Source organism: Brevibacillus brevis (assembly GCF_001039275.2).
GTDB classification, from domain to species: domain Bacteria; phylum Bacillota; class Bacilli; order Brevibacillales; family Brevibacillaceae; genus Brevibacillus; species Brevibacillus brevis_C.
In genome coordinates this window covers 2,556,674-2,572,809 of the sequence record NZ_CP030117.1, presented here as the reverse complement: position 1 = coordinate 2,572,809, position 16,136 = coordinate 2,556,674, and the positions used below count along the sequence as shown (strand labels likewise).

Genomic DNA, 16,136 nt, shown 5'->3' with positions numbered 1-16,136 from the left:
CTAGAGCGAGAGGTAGGGGGGAGAAATTTTTGTATACAAAAAAATCCAGACAAAGAGACCTGGATTGGGTGTCAATATGTACCCAGCCTTCTCTTCTCTCCTCAACCTAACTCATCTCAACTCTGCTCAACTCATTCTCTGCTCTCAGCCGGCTTTTGCTTATTACCGGAAAAAACGAGGCGCTCTCGTTTCACTTATGGTAAAAGAGAGCGCCCTAATTGTCAACCGCGATTTGTCAAATCCGGGCGTAGCTTGACTGCTTCACGCAAAAAGACGTGATGAATGTCTTTTGCTGTCTTGTCCGTATTCACATGCATCATGACACGAATACAAAGTGGCAAGCCACCCGGCACCGGGATTTCTCTTGCGCACATGAGTGGAACGTATTGCCAAGCTTCTCCTTCAAGCAGGCGGGCCGCTTGAGCAGGGAAGGTCGCACAGAGGTCCTCTGTCGTCGTGATAATGATGCTGCCAATGTCTTCGGGGTTTACTTCATTGCGGGCTACCATTTCCTCCAACAACCATTTTGTAGAGGAGACAATCTCTTCGCGCGTATCGGCTTCCACCGTGACCGCGCCTCTGATTCCTCTCATTCCCATCCTTATCCCTCCACTTCTTCCCTCATGACTCCCAGTATGAGTTCATCTTCTATATTTTTGACGACTTCAACCTGCCCGATTGCCCTAGGCAACACAAAGGCCAGCTTTCCGCCTACTGTCTTTTTGTCTCGTTTCATGGCTTCCAGCACAGCTTCTGGGGAGAGATTACCTGGCCATGCCGTTGGCAGGTGGAACAGTTCCAGCATCCGTTTCGTGCGATTGTATACACCAGTCTCGGCAAAACCAATCCGTTCCGCTACCTTGGCAGCCAAACACATCCCAATTGAGATGGCTTCCCCATGATTCAGGGTCGAGTAAGCAGACAGCGCTTCAAACGCATGACCAAACGTATGACCCAAATTAAGCAATGCACGCTGCCCTTGCTCTGTCTCGTCTTGAGAAACAATAGCCGCTTTGACTGCGCAACCTTTTTCAATGGCTTTCCCTAATAATTCTGAATCGAGTTGCCATAACAAATCAGCGTTGTCTTCTAGCCAATCGACAAAGGCAGCGTCGGCGATAAGTCCATGCTTAACAACCTCTGCAAAACCTGCTGCGATTTCCCGCTTCGGTAAGCTATGCAATGCTTTCGTGTCGTAAATAACAACTTTGGGCTGATGGAAAGCACCAATAAGATTTTTGCCGAGCGGATGATTGATCGCTACTTTTCCACCAACCGAGCTATCATGTGCGAGCAAGGTAGTTGGCATTTGAACGAAATCAATGCCTCGCATGTACGTAGCAGCCACAAATCCAGCCAAGTCTCCGACGACTCCTCCACCGAGAGCCACTACAGCAGACTTTCTGTCCAGTCCGGCATCAATTGCCTCTGTCATCAATCGCTCGTAGACAGTCAGGCTCTTCGATTTTTCCCCAGCAGCGATCACAGCTGGGTGGACCTGATACCCATGCTGCCGCAACACTTCGAGCAAAGGCTCTAAGTACTGAATGGCTACATTCTCATCTGTGACAATCATCAGCTTGCTAGTAGAAGCAATTCCTGCCTCTACTAGCAACGCTGCTGCCTCGTGCAAAAGACCCTCGCCTATTACAATCTGGTAGGAACGCTCCCCCAGCTCAACAGTCAGCTTCTCTATACTCATTAGAATTTCTCCGTGTACGCACGGTATTGACGTACGTTTTCTTCCATGTCGTCAAGAGAATCAGAAGGGAATTTTTCGCACATGGCACTTGCGATCTCCCATGCTACCACTGCCTCCGCGACGACACTTGCCGCTGGAACAGCACAACTATCGGAACGCTCAATGCTCGCTGAGAATGGCTCTCTCGAGTCGATATCCACACTCATCAACGGTTTGTACAGGGTAGGGATCGGCTTCATGACACCGCGAACCACTACAGGCATTCCTGTCGTCATACCGCCTTCGAGTCCACCTGCACGATTTGTTTTACGGCTGTAGCCAGTTTCTTCGTTCCAAATAATCTCGTCATGAACCTGCGAGCCTTTCAGACCGGCTGCCTCGAACCCGATACCGATTTCGACACCTTTGAAGGCCTGAATGCTCATCATCGCTTGTGCAAGACGTCCATCCAGCTTGCGGTCCCATTGCACATGGCTACCCAAACCAATCGGTACGCCTTCAACGATAACTTCTACGGTACCACCGAGAGAATCCCCGTCTTCTTTTGCTTTGTCAATCGCCGCCATCATCAGTGGCTCTGCTTCTTTATCCAAACAGCGTACTGGCGATTCTTCTGTACGCGCAATCAGCTCTTCCAGACTTACTTCTTGTCGCTTCGCCACGATCTCGTTGATCTGGAGCACCTGGCCGCCAATACGGATGCCAAATTGTTTCAGCAATTGACGTGCGACTGCACCAACAGCTACACGGACTGTAGTCTCACGAGCGCTGGAACGCTCCAGAATATTGCGCATATCGCGTTGATGATACTTAATAGCCCCGTTTAAATCAGCATGTCCAGGGCGTGGACGGGAAACGCGACGCTTTTCTTCAGCGCCTTCCTCTACAGGCTCGGCACTCATGATTCCTTGCCAATGCGTCCAATCATTATTTTCAACGACCAGTGTGATAGGAGCTCCGGTTGTATATCCATGACGGACACCAGAAAGAATTTTCACCTGATCCTTTTCAATCTGCATTCTTCTGCCGCGGCCATGGCCTTTCTGACGACGTGCCAACTGCTCATTAATTTCCTCAATGGAAATCGGCAGGTTGCTCGGTACGCCCTCGATGATAGCTGTTAATTGCGGCCCGTGGGATTCCCCTGCTGTCAAGTAACGCATCTCTATCCTTCCTCCATCCTCCTGGCAGCCTGTATCCCCTTAAGGTTCTTTTTTCGGGGCGCTGTCCTTTATCACTTTTAAGCGCTATAATATCATACCTAGTACGCCGTGGAAATACAAAAGTGGGAAACGTCTGCGAAAAACCTTTTCTTCTTACAGGAAAACGCCCCTCCGTATTGGGAGAAGCGCTCTCTTTACGCTATCGCGAATGAATCAGGATTGACATACCTACACGTTAAGGAAACCTCTATCGTTGATAGCTCACGGAGGAGCGACCGCGTTTTAGGGAAAGTTTCCATGCGTTCCGGAATATATAAACGAAGCGTTTATATATTCCTACACGTTGAAAAAAGGATTAGGGCTCAGCGGTTTGCGAGTGTGATCCACGCGTATCAAATCATCTAGTTGTGTCCTCTCCGCCCCTAATATCTGACCACATTCCTGCAGTGTGATCAGCCCTCGACGGTATGCTTCGATGACCTTGTGTTTATCCATCTGCTGCCTCCTCTTGCAAAGTAGGTATTCCTAGTCTTGGAAAAAAACAGCAGACATATACCAAGGCCAACATGAATCAACCCATTTTTCGATAGAAGAACGTATCCTCTGTCTCCAGTTGATATTGTTGCGGCTGAAAAATTTGTTCCGTGCTGCCTACAAAGAGTACCCCGCCAGGTTTCAGCGCCCGGCTAAACTTATGATACAGCTCATGCTTTGCTTCTTCGGTAAAGTATATCATCACGTTCCGGCAAATAATCAAATCAAATTGAGAATCAAATGAGTCCGCCAATAAATTATGTTTTTTGAACGTCACTTTTCTCTTCACTTCGTCCGTGATGCGATAGCTGAGTGTATCTTTTTCAAAATACTTCGCTACGAGGTCTTTCGGACAATCTTGCAGGGAGCGGTCCGTGTATACCCCTTGCTTCGCTTTTGCTAGTGCACCCTCATCAATATCGGAAGCGAGCACGGTCGCATCCATCTTCTTGCGTAGCAAAATCAGTGAGAGAGTGTACGGCTCCTCCCCTGTTGAGCATGCCGCACTCCAGCATTTCACCCGCGGCGATTGCTTCGCCAAGCGTGGCAAAATTTTATTCTCGAGAACTTCCCATCGGCCTGGATTGCGGAAAAATTCCGATACGTTGATGGTCATCCTGTCGAGGAACTCATAGAAAAGCTCCTTGTCTTTAGCGATGGCATCGAAATACTGGGCAAATGTGTTGTACCCCCGCTTTTGTCTCAACGAGGTTAGACGGCGCTTCATCTGTGCTTCCTTGTAGAGGGCAAGATCAATTCCAGTCATTTTCTTCACACTAGCAATAAATTGGAGAAAGTCCTTATCTTCCATGCTGAATCGTACCCCCTTTGCAAACTCCCTAACTTCATTCGCTATATTTCGTCATTATCCTATCTGTTTTGACAAAGATTTTGACAAAAAAAAGAAAACCCCAATAAATGGGGTCTTCTCGATCAGTCTTAGATCCAGCGTTGGATTGTTTTCTCGAAGGAGAGAACTTCTTCAGCGGAGAACCACAGGCCGATTTCACGCTCAGCGCTCTCAGGAGAGTCAGAACCGTGGATGATGTTCATGCCAACGGAAGTAGCAAAATCGCCACGGATCGTACCGGAAGCAGCGTCTACTGGGTTTGTTTTGCCCATCATAGCGCGAGCAGTTGTGATTACGTTGTTACCTTGCCATACCATAGCGAATACTGGTCCGGAAGTGATGAAGTCTACCAGTTCACCGAAGAATGGGCGCTCTTTGTGCTCTGCATAGTGTTCTTCAGCCAGTTCGCGGCTTACTGTCATCAGCTTAGCACCTACGAGTTGGTAGCCTTTTTTCTCAAAACGGGATACGATTTCCCCGATCAGGTTGCGTTGTACGCCATCTGGTTTTACCATAAGGAATGTTTTTTCCATTGTAAGTATGCCTCCATTAGAGCTATGTATTGGTGCATAGGACACCAACGAAAATTTTATCAAAAGTAGAGTGGTCAAGCAACAGGCAGACCGTCAAAATATCATTAAAATTTGCGATCAATAATATAATTGGCGATACCTGTCAAGGATGTCTTAGCTTGGTTGTTAGGCAAATCTGCGAGAATCGCATGGGCACGGCTGATATAGCGTTCAGCAAGGCGCTGCGAAAAGGCAATACCCTCATCTTCTCGCACCATACGAACCGCTTCATCTGTATGATCCCAAAACGTATTTTGCGCGATCCATTCTTGGAATTGCGCACGTGCTTTTCCATGATGAGCGGAATAAAGCGCAGGCAACGTAATGTTTCCATGCACCAAGTCGCTTCCAGCAGGCTTTCCTAACTGCTTCTCAGTCCCTGTAAAGTCCAAAATGTCATCGGTAATTTGAAAAGCCATCCCCACGTTGTAGCCGTACCAGTACATTTTGCGAATCATATCAGCTGACGCTCCGCTTGCCACTGCTCCTAATTGACAGCTAATGGCAATTAAAAGCGCAGTTTTTCGTTTGATTCTACGCAAATACGTACGGAAGTTTTGGTCCCAGTTATTCAAATCCTTTACTTGCTCGATCTCTCCCTTGCAAACCTCAACGATTGCATTCGAGAGAATTTGGTGCAACTGTGGGATCGGAAGCTGAGAGGCAATGGCCAATGCCCGCGCAAAAATATAGTCGCCGGCGTACATGGCTACTTTGTTATCCCACTTCATCCGAACGGTATCTTTTCCGCGACGCTTATCCGCATCGTCAATGACATCATCATGCACCAGGGAAGCCATGTGAATCAGTTCGAGAGGAACAGCCACATGCTTTAGCTTTTTGACATCGTAATTGCCCCACTTACCGCCAAGCAAAACAAAAACGGGACGAATCCGCTTTCCTCCTGCCTTGAGTAAGTGGGTCGAAGATAGATACAGCTCTCGAACCGGCGTATCAATTGCTTTTTCCAGTTCATCTTCTATGTATTGGACATCTTTTTTCATCTTGAAGTAAATATCGACTAGATTCATCCGTTCCACCTATCTCGTCAACGTAGTATTGGTCTGTCGGCCGCCGGCTTGCCACAGATCGACGGTTGCAGGTGCCGATAGAAGTCCCAGCTCCGCTGCGCATCGGTAATAGTACTCCAGTCCAATCCGCTGAACGTCACCGAAATCGTGCTGTAATCCTTGGAAATAGTGGATCCATTGCTCTTTCTCTCCACCGAAATGTGTGTGAACGTAGTCAATCAATGGGGCTGTATTCGCTCTTGTCTTCCTTTTGCTCTCTAAAAAAGCGGCATGGACGTCCGCGATCAAATCATAATGATCGGCAATAACCGCTCGACGAAGAGCCCAAATGGCAAAGGTCATGGAATACCCCGTAAATTGATGCCACAGCTCTCCTAAGTCATAGACATGCAGGTCTTTAGCCGTGCGCTCAGCCGCAATGGCGTCATCCCCGATCAAGAGCGCTGCATCAGCGTCCTCCAACATTTCTTGCAAAATGGGTTCCTGTGTAACGTAGGAAATCTCATAATCGTAAAACTTATGGAGAATGATTTTTAAGAGGTTCACTGTGGTAGCCGATGTGTTGGTCAAGGCTATTTTGGCACCGTTTACTTGTTCAATCGGCTTTTTGCTGAACAAGAAAAGGGAGCCTACCCTTCCTTTGGCACTGACAGACAGGTCTGCCAATGCCACGTATTCGGAGGCATGCTCTGCATAGCTAAACGAAGAAATCGGTCCCAAGTCAATCGCGCCATTTGCCATTGCAGTGTTTAACTGGGCAGGAACTTGGCGGATGAATTCGATTCGGTCTTCGAATTTCGCCTGATCAAAATAGAAGTAAACCGGCAATACATTGGTATACAAAATTTGTCCAACACGCAAAGACTTTTGCATGCGTTTATTCCCCCCAACGCCGGAACAGCGAATGTGGTACATCAATTGCATCCAAAGTTTTCCCTACCACAAAATTGATCAGATCATCCATGGTTTGCGGTTTCTGATAGTAGCCTGGCATAGCAGGCAGAATTTTGACACCCAGACGGCTTAATTTGAGCATGTTCTCGAGCTGAATCGCATTGAGCGGTGTCTCTCTCGGAACGATGACCAATCGCCGACCTTCCTTGATCATGACATCAGCAACGCGCTCCAGCAAATTACCTGATGCGCCATGTGCGATGCCAGAAACAGTCCCCATCGAGCACGGCACTACGATCATACCGTCACAGCGATAGGAACCACTGGCTGCGGGACAATTGAAATCTCGCAGTCCCCAATAATGTAGCTCACCCGAAAAGTCTAGTTGCAGCTTCTCCTGCAACAGAGCCTCTCTGTCATCCGTGTGCCAATCCAGTTCATCACGAAATACTTGCCAGCCGGCTTCTGTAATCATCAAGTGAACGATATGTCCAGCACGTAAAAGCTCCTGGACGACTCGAACACCGTAGATAGCACCACTTGCACCCGTTATCCCGACAGCCCACTTTTGTTTGTTCATGCAATCACCAAATCAATCATCGTAAAGGTAAACATCACGACACTCAAGATGCCATTCATATTGAAGAATGCCATATCCAGTTTGGACAGGTCTGTTGGCTTCACCAGCGTGTGTTCATAGATTAAAATTGCACCAGAAATGAGCACACCTACCAGGAACCAAATAGACAAGTCCGCGACTACATACAATGACATCAGTCCAACGAAAGTAAGAACGTGGCATATGCGGGCAATCAGAAGTGCATTGGCAATTCCGAAGCGGCTCGGCATGGAATAAAGTCCTTCTTTTCGGTCAAAATCGGCGTCCTGGCACGCATAAATGATATCAAATCCTGCTGTCCAGAACATAACGGATGCAAACAATAGAAGGCCGATGCCATCTACTTGACCCGTTGTCGCTACCCAGCCACCCAACGGACCAAACCCGATGGCAACCCCGAGAACAAAGTGGCAAAGCCAAGTAAAGCGTTTCGTATAGGAATAAAGCACAAGAACAAACACAGCGAGCGGCAACAATTTCACAGCCAAATCATTTAACTGGTATGCAGCAATAAATAACACCGCAAAGGACACCACGATAAACAAAATGACTTCCACAATCGAAATAAGGCCAGCAGGAATCGCTCGTGTGACCGTCCGAGGATTTTTCGCATCAATCACCCGGTCGATGACACGGTTTAAGGACATCGCTGCACTGCGAGCGCCCACCATTGCTACCGTCACCCAAAAAATTTCCGACCAGGTAGGCCATGCATTCTCTACCACAATACTTCCCAAAACAGCTCCCATAAAAGCAAAAGGCAGGGCAAAAAGGGAGTGCTCAAATTTAATCATTTCCAAGATGATTTTTAATTTACGTAGACCCATCTATGACACTTCCTATCTCGTGAAGAAATACCGGTTTACTCCCCATATACGCATTTGGCGCCATCGTATTCGTCAACCTATGGCTTTGTGCCCATATGCAAAGCGGATACGCCGCCCATAAACAATTTGACCTGAACCGGGTCCAAGCCTGCTTTCTGAAACATGCTTGCCAGCTCGCGACTGTCCGGAAAATTGGTCAGGGATTGTGGCAGCCATGCATACTCTTCGTACTTGTTGACTGTCAGCTTCGCGATAAATGGCAAGATTTTGTAGAAGTATAAGTAAAATAGCTTCCGGTACGGAATGAATGGGGGCTTGGACACTTCCAGAGAAACGACTTTACCGCCCGGTTTCACAACACGTGCCATTTCATTCAAAACCTGCTGAACATCGGGTACATTGCGCAAGGCAAAACCGATTGTCACAAAGTCGAATGTATTATCCTCGTAAGGCAGATTCATTGCATCTGCGTTCACTAGCTTTACGTTGTTGCCAACACCTGCGTTCGCCACTTTATATGCCCCTACATCCAGCATGTTTTGGCTAAAATCAAGACCAACAACACTGCCTTCTTTACCGACTGCCTTGGCCAATGCAATGGTCCAGTCTGCTGTACCACAAGCAACATCCAACGCCGTATGCCCTGGCTGGATATTCATCTGCTTCATCGTGTAATTACGCCAAGCAATATGACTGCCAAAGCTGATTACATTATTCATTTTATCGTAATCGTTTGCAATGCTCTCGAAAACGGAGTGAACGTACTCTGCTTTCTCATTCATCTGTGTCTGGTTCACTTGGCTACATCTCCTCAATTACCTTCTTCAAGCGACTGATCCGATGGGAGTACCGTGCCGTAATGGATGCAAGCATGTTTCGCGTCTCTGCCGGATGCAGCGTACGCACCATTTGCTCACACAATCCGATTAATTCGATAGCTTTCCCCTCAACGCCAGACAAAACTTGCGCGAGTGTAGCCCCAGGTTTTTGCAACAAAAAACGGGCAAAACCAAAAGGGACTTGTTCTTGCCATTTGAGCTGCTCCCACTCTCCGATTACACTCTCTACTTTGGCTGTTTCCTTCATCAGATCGCTCCAGAAACGACGGCGATCAGCTGAATCGGCATACTCCTCTACAACAGCCACGTATAAGCCCGTATCAATCGTATTTCGCAGTTCCCAGTACTCTTCATCTGATAAAATCTTGCTATCTCGCCCAGCGATGTAGAGTCTCATTTTCGCTTCGTTCACTCGTTGAATGGCTGCCGACAACACTTGAATGGCTTGGATTTCACCCGCTGAAGCCAGAAGGTGATAATAGCGACTGCTGTAATAATCACCTGCAAGTACGGTCAACTGTCGGTTTCGCTCCGCGTTCTGCGAGGAGTCGTACTCATTTTTCACGAGCTCATGCGTGTCCAGTCCCAATTGGACAAGTCCTGTTGCTGTACATAAAACCGAAGCCTTTTCCTTCGGCATACCTTGTTCCAGCAAAAAAAGGTACAACAGCTCTAGACGATTTTCCGCCATGGAAGGAACGTCAACATAATGTTCTACATAGGAATGGGTGATTCTCTTGTAGATTTGTTCGATAATGGACCGAACCTCTTCTACATTCGGGGAAAGTTCTTTGCTCATGCGTCCTCCTCCACAAGCTGCACAACCTATAGATGTCTGCCTGTTCCGTACTGTTCCTTACTCTTCGGTCTTCCTCTGCCGTCCGGTCAAAAGGCCGTCTCTACTATCATACCATACTTCTTCCATCAGGGACTAATTCGCTCATAAAAATACGGCTCGATTCGAATGGGAAATGTACTGCTTACAAAGGACTGGATATCTGAAGGATCGGTCAATGGTTTGTCTTGTCCTGCGAGATTTCCAGTTGTCGATTGTATGGCAATCAATAATCTCGATTCTTTTGGTGGATCCGTTTCCTCCAACAAGCGATAGTACACGGGCCCGACATTGTCTGCATAGGTACGCAAGTCGTATGTCAAACGGTAAAAATCTTGATAGACGGTGTTTAACTCTACTTTTTCGGCTGGTTTCACCGCAAAATCGACATAGATCGATGGGTTTTCCCATTTTATACGCTTAATATTATAATGTGTCGACATCCTTGTAAACAAATCAAGGGCATTTTGCTCGCTTAAGTGAATGGCACGTGCCGACTGAAATGTCGGTATATCCGCTTGCATCCACTGATTTGTGGGAACGAGCGACAGCATCAGAGCCAAGAAAGTGGAAACAGCAATCGCCATCAACAATTGGCGCGGCATAGACATCCCTCCTCTCCTCCATTGTACAAACAAAAAAAGCAGGCTATGCCTGCTTCTTAGTAAAACGACTTGTTCTTTATTCGGTCGTATCCACGACGCCATGCTGCGAGTAAATCACTGCTTTCCCTCGCACCTTAATCGCAGAGGTGTGCTCCGTGAATTGAAAAATCATGACTTCGCCTTTATCGAGCTTCTCTGTATGATGAAAACGCGTATCAGAGCCTCTTGTTAATCCGATCACATGAACGCCATTTTCCTTCGCTTTGACTACGAAATAATCCTGATTGAATCCCGATGGTTGTGCCAATGTGTTTCCTCCTGACCAATACGGTATGCGCGTACGTCTAGTATGATGCCCCTTCTGACCCCAGTCGGCTCATGATCTTGTCTACATAGCGCTGTGTCTCTTGCGGCAATTGGTCAAACTTCGCTTCAAGCTCGTCATCACTGCTGATTCCCAGACGACTCATCCGACCTGGACCAGCATTGTAAGCAGCAAGTGCTACTTTTACATCTCCATCATAACGATCCAAAAGCGACTTCAAATATTTTGTTCCACCTTCAAGGTTTTCATCAGGGTCGTATACATTGCGGACTTGCATGGCTTTTGCCGTATTGTCCATCAACTGCATCAAGCCCTTCGCCCCTGCGTGAGATTCTACATTCGGATTGAAATTGGATTCTGCCCTGACGACCTCTCTCACCAGATCAGCGTCCACTCCGATCGCTTTCGCTGTCTCATCAATCTTGTCCAAGATTTCCGGGGTAGGAACAGATGGCCCTTTTGCAAAAGACAGGGACTGCTCATTTTGAATATGGGCAGGGATCTTCCAGTTCCTGGAACCGTCTAGCTTGGCCAAAATCTCCTGCGAACTGATAACCCGCTGGCCGTTTGTTGCTAACTGGGACTGCAGGATGTCCGAGAAGAGCCCCTCGTCTCCATACGAAAGCGAAGAGGCGTCATAGGTTTGCGGCAGTGTTTGCAAATATGGTTGAAGTGATACAGGCACCTTCATAGCTTTGAACAACCCTTCCCTAGCATGTCTATCTATCATTATAAAAAAGAAAGATGAGGAAGCCAATAGCAAAATGGCACTACTTGGGAGAGTAGGCATTTTACATAAAAAAGAAGCCTTTGCTCAAGGCTTCTAATCGTTATATGCAGATGGTCGGAATGCAGGGATTCGAACCCTGGACCTCACCCACCCCAAGGGTGCGCGCTACCGGGCTGCGCCACATCCCGACTGTACATCCGTACTATACAATATTTTACCTATAGAGTCAATATAATTTCCTTATTCTTGCATTTTGATCAGCGAATCAAGCTAAATACTTCTGCACGGGCAGCCGCATCTTTCTCAAACATCCCACGAACAGCAGAAGTGATTGTTTTCGAGCCTGGCTTTTTCACACCACGCATCGTCATGCACATATGCTCTGCTTCTACAACCACGACCACGCCATGTGGATCGAGCTTGCGCATAATCGCGTCCGCTACTGTTGCGGTAATTCGTTCTTGCAACTGGGGACGTTTTGCTACGGTATCAACCGCACGCGCCAGTTTACTCAATCCTACTACACGGCCTCCACGCGGTACATAAGCGACATGCGCTTTTCCGAAGAAGGGAACCAAGTGATGCTCACACATGGAGTAAAACGGAATGTCCTTCACTAGAACCATTTCCTCATGATCTTCACTAAAGACAGTCTCGAAATACTGCTCTTCGTCTATATGCATGCCCTCAAATACTTCGGCGTACATTTTCGCAACTCGCTTAGGGGTATCCAGCACTCCTTCACGATTAGGATCATCCCCCACTGCCTCTAGGATCATGCGAACAGCTTGCTGTATTTTATCTAAGTCGACGTTCATCATTGTACCTCCTACGTAACGGCATATGCCTTGTTTCTCATCACTAAGGTCTGCCTGCTCGCAATCAAAGCCAATCTTACCATATCGTTTAAAAAAAGACAAAAAGATATACCAGAATTTCCATAGGCAAACTGTATATACACAGAAAAAAACCCACATTTTAGCAATGTGGATTTTTTTATGTAAGTGCTTCGTTCTCAAAAGAAACAACTACTTGATGGAGTCTTTGAGTTGTTTACCTGGTTTAAACGCAGGTACTTTGCTGGAAGCGATTTCGATCTCTTCACCAGTTTGTGGGTTACGACCTTTACGAGCCGCACGTTCACGAACTTCGAAGTTACCAAAGCCGATCAGTTGGACTTTGTCACCAGTTTTCAATGCATCTGCAATTGCGTCAAGAACTGCATCAACTGCTTTTGTTGCATCTTTCTTGGTGAGTTCTGTGGTTTCAGCCACTTTTGCAATCAGTTCTGTTTTGTTCATTTTATTCACCTCCCCTCAAAGAACACCAAGTCCTAGCTATTATTTTTCTTAACCGAAACGAAGCGTTTTATACACGAATGGTTGTTTTTACCGATCTGACAAGCTTATAGTAATACACCGATTTCTTAAATTCAAGCCCCTCCTGTCGAAATTGAACGAAATACAAGAAAAAAAGGCATCTCGTCATGTCAGATGCCTTCCCTATATTTGTTGTTTATAGGACTTTAGAACTATTTATTAGAGTATGATCGCTATCAGGCCACCCGATCCCTCGTTGATGATTCGACCCAAAGTCTCCTGTAATTTGTACCTGGCGTTGTCTGGCATCATGGTAATTTTTGCCTGAATACCCTCTCTTACGATGGAATGGAGCGAGCGTCCAAAAATATCGGAGTTCCAGATGGAAAGCGGATCTTTGTCAAAATCTTGCATCAGATAACGGACAAGCTCCTCACTCTGCTTCTCTGTTCCGATAATCGGAGCGAATTCAGACTCGACATCCACCCGAATCATGTGAATAGACGGTGCTGTTGCTTTGAGCCTGACTCCAAAGCGCGGTCCCTGGCGGATTAGTTCAGGTTCGTCCAAGGTCATTTCATGCAACGACGGGGCTGCTATACCGTAGCCCGTACTTCGGACCATGTGCAATGCTTCCGCTACCTGATCAAACTCGCGCTTGGCGTGTGCGAATTCCTGCATGATTTTCAGCAAGTGATCCTTGCCATTTATCTCTACACCGACAATTTCCATCAAGATGCGGTCATACAGTTCATCTGGCGCGTAGAGGTCAATCTCTGCAATCCCTTGCCCCATGTGCATACCAGCAAGGGAGGCTTTCTCTACAAAGTCATAGTCATTGAAGAAGCCGACGACACGGTCCACATCGCGTAACCGGCGGATGTCCTGCACGGTCTCTCGTACAGCTTCCTCGTAGTTCTGACGCAGCCAGTGCCCGTTTTCCAGCACCATTACCCAGCTCGGCAGATTTACATTTACTTCATGAACTGGGAATTCAAACAGGACCTCTCTCATGAGGAGCAAGATTTCCTGCTCTGTCATATGATCAACCGACAAGGCAACGACTGGTACATCGTATTTTTCCTGGAGCTGTACACGCAGGTTTTGTGCTTCGTCGGAGCGCGGACGCGTCGAGTTTACAACGATCACGAACGGTTTTCCGACTTCCTTCAGCTCGTTTACAACCCGTTCCTCTGCATCGATGTATCCTACACGCGGGATTTCCGCGATGCTGCCATCCGTTGTCACAACGATCCCGATGGTTGAGTGTTCCTGGATAACCTTGCGTGTCCCGACTTCGGCCGCTTCCTCAAATGGTACAGGCTCTTCATACCAAGGTGTATTTACCATTCTTGGGCCATTGTCGTCTTCAAAGCCCTTTGCCCCTTGCACCGTATAGCCAACGCAGTCAACGAGGCGGACATTGATGCTGAGTCCTTCTGTCACATGTACGTTTACGGCCTGATTCGGAACAAATTTGGGTTCGGTTGTCATGATTGTTCGTCCTGAAGCGCTCTGCGGCAACTCGTCTGTCGCTCGTATCCGCTCCGCTTCAGAGTTGATATTCGGAATGACAACTTGCTCCATAAACCGCTTGATAAAGGTCGACTTTCCCGTACGAACAGGGCCTACCACTCCGAGGTAGATGTCTCCGCCCGTCCGTTCGGCAATGTCTTTAAAGATGTCGACTCGTTCCACCATCGATGACCTCCTTCTATTTGTCTATTTTTACACTATGACCGATTTTCCGAATTATCCCTGACCGCCAGTATTTTCGTAGGGAATCTCGTACTAGTTTTGTGGACAGTACAAATATATGTATTTTTGCGTTAACTAGAACAAAAAAAACGACCCTGCGCAGAGTCGTTTTTCGTGAAGTTAATTTAGTTTGAGAAGCTTCGGTTCACCATCGACCATTTCATAGGGAAACGATTTCGCGGGTACGAACATGGAATTGCGCGCCAGCACGTATCGCGGGTCTGTTTTTTCTGGCACGGTTACTTTTGTATCCCGAAGCAATTGCGCGATATCCGAAGCATAATCAATCCCGACTTGTCCTTCAGCGTTCATGACTAGTGGCAATAAGTAAGTCCCCATCGTGGACGGCACCTGCCACGCTTTTAACCCGAGCCGCTCATGATCGATGGAATAGTATCCATTCCCCAGGTCAGCGAGAACAGGCAGCTTTTCGAAATGTCCCTTGTAACGGTCTACCTCGCTCTGTACATCTGCTACTGTACTGACAGCAGTCAAATGAATGAGCTTCACTGTCGGCTTTGTATCTACGTCAATCAGGACGTACTTATATACACCGCCTTTTTCAAATGCGTTCCCAGGTACATCCGGCATGTATTTAGGTATCATCTTGCGGAAATCAATCTCGTATTTCTCAAAAATAGGAGTATCGAGGGTTTTCGTTACGATTGGCAACACTGCTGTGTCTTTTTGGAATTGCTCAATCGCTTTTTGTGTTGCTTCTACAAAAAAAGTACTAGGAATTTGATTCTCTGCTCTGCGCTCATCCGGGTACAAGCATCCGGATAAAAGGGAAGACAGAATCGTCAAACTGATCACCAGCTTGAACGATTTTCGCCACGATTGCCACATCTTATGTATACACCTCTTACATTCCATCTTCATTTTCTTTGCGTTGTCGCTCGAGTGCAGCCGCTACCACTGATTTGAGCTTGCTTTCTGGAATCCTGACCGTACAATCCTTTTCCGTCGTTTTTGCCTGACAGGCCAAACGAATCCCATTTGCGAGATCCTTTTCAGGCAGCTTGCGCTTTTCCAGCACCGTTGGCGGGCACAGCAGGCCATTCTCAACGACCACGCGGCACATCAGACAAGATGCGTGTCCACCGCATCTCTGCGGGATTACGACGCGAGCTGACGAGGCTACACCGACCAAGGTTTGCCCTGTGCGCGCCTTCACACTCTTCTTGCTCGGGAGAAAGGTTACTTTCCCCATATTGTCACTTCCTTTACTAGTACGGCCGATGAGCTACCTTGACTGCTCCTTCTGAAACAATCTTCGTCTGGCAGCCTAATCTGTAGCCTTCTGCGCGTTCCGCCTTGCGCAAACGCAGTTTTTCTTCTGGTGTCACTTCGTTTAAGTACGCTGCCCCTTCTACAACAAGTGTACGGCATTGTGCACATACACCTCTTTGGCATGCATGACCCCACACGACGTTGTTCTTTTTCGCAAGAGCAACAATGGATTGATCCATCTCGATCGAGACTTCATGACTGCCTGCACGAGTAAGTAGTGTGATCGTTGACATCAATAAT

The 16,136-nt window shown here is 47.4% G+C and carries 21 protein-coding genes and 1 tRNA gene; all 22 read right to left on the bottom strand.

The window, feature by feature from the left end; genetic code table 11:
• Positions 1-221: 221 nt before the first annotated feature.
• Complete coding sequence (gene aroH / locus AB432_RS13080; protein ID WP_048032642.1) at positions 222-599, bottom strand: chorismate mutase; 378 nt, start codon at positions 597-599, stop codon at positions 222-224.
• Between the two features lie 2 nt (positions 600-601).
• Positions 602-1,702 (bottom strand): 3-dehydroquinate synthase, encoded by a 1,101-nt coding sequence (gene aroB / locus AB432_RS13075; RefSeq protein WP_048032641.1) that lies wholly within the window; start codon positions 1,700-1,702, stop codon positions 602-604.
• A complete protein-coding gene (gene aroC, locus AB432_RS13070) occupies positions 1,702-2,865 on the bottom strand; it encodes a chorismate synthase (protein ID WP_048032640.1) in 1,164 nt (387 codons plus the stop codon). The genes aroB and aroC overlap by 1 nt, the downstream gene beginning before the upstream one ends.
• 336 nt (positions 2,866-3,201) lie before the next feature.
• Complete coding sequence (locus AB432_RS30725; RefSeq protein WP_007716564.1) at positions 3,202-3,360, bottom strand: hypothetical protein; 159 nt, start codon at positions 3,358-3,360, stop codon at positions 3,202-3,204.
• A 76-nt stretch (positions 3,361-3,436) separates the two neighbouring features.
• Positions 3,437-4,210 (bottom strand): CheR family methyltransferase, encoded by a 774-nt coding sequence (locus AB432_RS13065; RefSeq protein WP_048032639.1) that lies wholly within the window; start codon positions 4,208-4,210, stop codon positions 3,437-3,439.
• Between the two features lie 128 nt (positions 4,211-4,338).
• Entirely contained in the window at positions 4,339-4,782 is a 444-nt protein-coding gene (ndk, locus tag AB432_RS13060; protein ID WP_007716560.1) for a nucleoside-diphosphate kinase, read from the bottom strand.
• Positions 4,783-4,886: 104 nt separating this feature from the next.
• Entirely contained in the window at positions 4,887-5,852 is a 966-nt protein-coding gene (locus tag AB432_RS13055) for a polyprenyl synthetase family protein (protein ID WP_048032638.1), read from the bottom strand.
• Positions 5,853-5,861: 9 nt separating this feature from the next.
• Complete coding sequence (locus AB432_RS13050) at positions 5,862-6,725, bottom strand: menaquinone biosynthesis protein (RefSeq protein WP_048032637.1); 864 nt, start codon at positions 6,723-6,725, stop codon at positions 5,862-5,864.
• A 4-nt stretch (positions 6,726-6,729) separates the two neighbouring features.
• Positions 6,730-7,326 (bottom strand): UbiX family flavin prenyltransferase, encoded by a 597-nt coding sequence (locus AB432_RS13045; RefSeq protein WP_007716550.1) that lies wholly within the window; start codon positions 7,324-7,326, stop codon positions 6,730-6,732.
• Entirely contained in the window at positions 7,323-8,192 is an 870-nt protein-coding gene (locus AB432_RS13040) for a UbiA-like polyprenyltransferase (RefSeq protein WP_048032636.1), read from the bottom strand. Before AB432_RS13040 ends, AB432_RS13045 begins: the two co-directional genes overlap by 4 nt.
• 77 nt (positions 8,193-8,269) lie before the next feature.
• Positions 8,270-8,989 carry a demethylmenaquinone methyltransferase gene (locus AB432_RS13035; RefSeq protein WP_048032635.1) on the bottom strand — a complete coding sequence of 240 codons (720 nt, stop codon included), beginning with the start codon at positions 8,987-8,989 and terminating at the stop codon, positions 8,270-8,272.
• A 4-nt stretch (positions 8,990-8,993) separates the two neighbouring features.
• Positions 8,994-9,830 (bottom strand): heptaprenyl diphosphate synthase component 1, encoded by an 837-nt coding sequence (locus AB432_RS13030; RefSeq protein WP_048032634.1) that lies wholly within the window; start codon positions 9,828-9,830, stop codon positions 8,994-8,996.
• 125 nt (positions 9,831-9,955) lie between these two features.
• The gene (locus AB432_RS13025) at positions 9,956-10,471 is read right to left on the bottom strand and encodes a hypothetical protein (RefSeq protein ID WP_048032633.1); all 516 of its coding nucleotides are present in this window, start codon (positions 10,469-10,471) and stop codon (positions 9,956-9,958) included.
• Positions 10,472-10,547: 76 nt separating this feature from the next.
• Positions 10,548-10,778, bottom strand: coding sequence for a trp RNA-binding attenuation protein MtrB (gene mtrB, locus AB432_RS13020; RefSeq protein WP_047068979.1), 231 nt, complete (start codon positions 10,776-10,778; stop codon positions 10,548-10,550).
• A gap of 37 nt (positions 10,779-10,815) precedes the next feature.
• Positions 10,816-11,526 (bottom strand): lytic transglycosylase domain-containing protein, encoded by a 711-nt coding sequence (locus AB432_RS13015; RefSeq protein WP_048035790.1) that lies wholly within the window; start codon positions 11,524-11,526, stop codon positions 10,816-10,818.
• Positions 11,527-11,637: 111 nt separating this feature from the next.
• Positions 11,638-11,714 (bottom strand) — tRNA-Pro (locus AB432_RS13010).
• 69 nt (positions 11,715-11,783) lie between these two features.
• Positions 11,784-12,347: a GTP cyclohydrolase I FolE gene (gene folE, locus AB432_RS13005; RefSeq protein WP_173629482.1), complete on the bottom strand. Its 564-nt coding sequence runs from the start codon at positions 12,345-12,347 to the stop codon at positions 11,784-11,786.
• A 207-nt stretch (positions 12,348-12,554) separates the two neighbouring features.
• The gene (locus AB432_RS13000; protein ID WP_005831316.1) at positions 12,555-12,827 is read right to left on the bottom strand and encodes an HU family DNA-binding protein; all 273 of its coding nucleotides are present in this window, start codon (positions 12,825-12,827) and stop codon (positions 12,555-12,557) included.
• A 237-nt stretch (positions 12,828-13,064) separates the two neighbouring features.
• The gene (gene spoIVA, locus AB432_RS12995) at positions 13,065-14,543 is read right to left on the bottom strand and encodes a stage IV sporulation protein A (RefSeq protein WP_039960052.1); all 1,479 of its coding nucleotides are present in this window, start codon (positions 14,541-14,543) and stop codon (positions 13,065-13,067) included.
• A 180-nt stretch (positions 14,544-14,723) separates the two neighbouring features.
• The gene (locus AB432_RS12990; protein WP_048032632.1) at positions 14,724-15,452 is read right to left on the bottom strand and encodes a hypothetical protein; all 729 of its coding nucleotides are present in this window, start codon (positions 15,450-15,452) and stop codon (positions 14,724-14,726) included.
• Positions 15,453-15,468: 16 nt separating this feature from the next.
• Positions 15,469-15,816 carry a 2Fe-2S iron-sulfur cluster-binding protein gene (locus AB432_RS12985; RefSeq protein WP_048032631.1) on the bottom strand — a complete coding sequence of 116 codons (348 nt, stop codon included), beginning with the start codon at positions 15,814-15,816 and terminating at the stop codon, positions 15,469-15,471.
• 16 nt (positions 15,817-15,832) lie between these two features.
• Positions 15,833-16,129: a 2Fe-2S iron-sulfur cluster-binding protein gene (locus tag AB432_RS12980; protein ID WP_048032630.1), complete on the bottom strand. Its 297-nt coding sequence runs from the start codon at positions 16,127-16,129 to the stop codon at positions 15,833-15,835.
• Positions 16,130-16,136 lie beyond the last annotated feature (7 nt).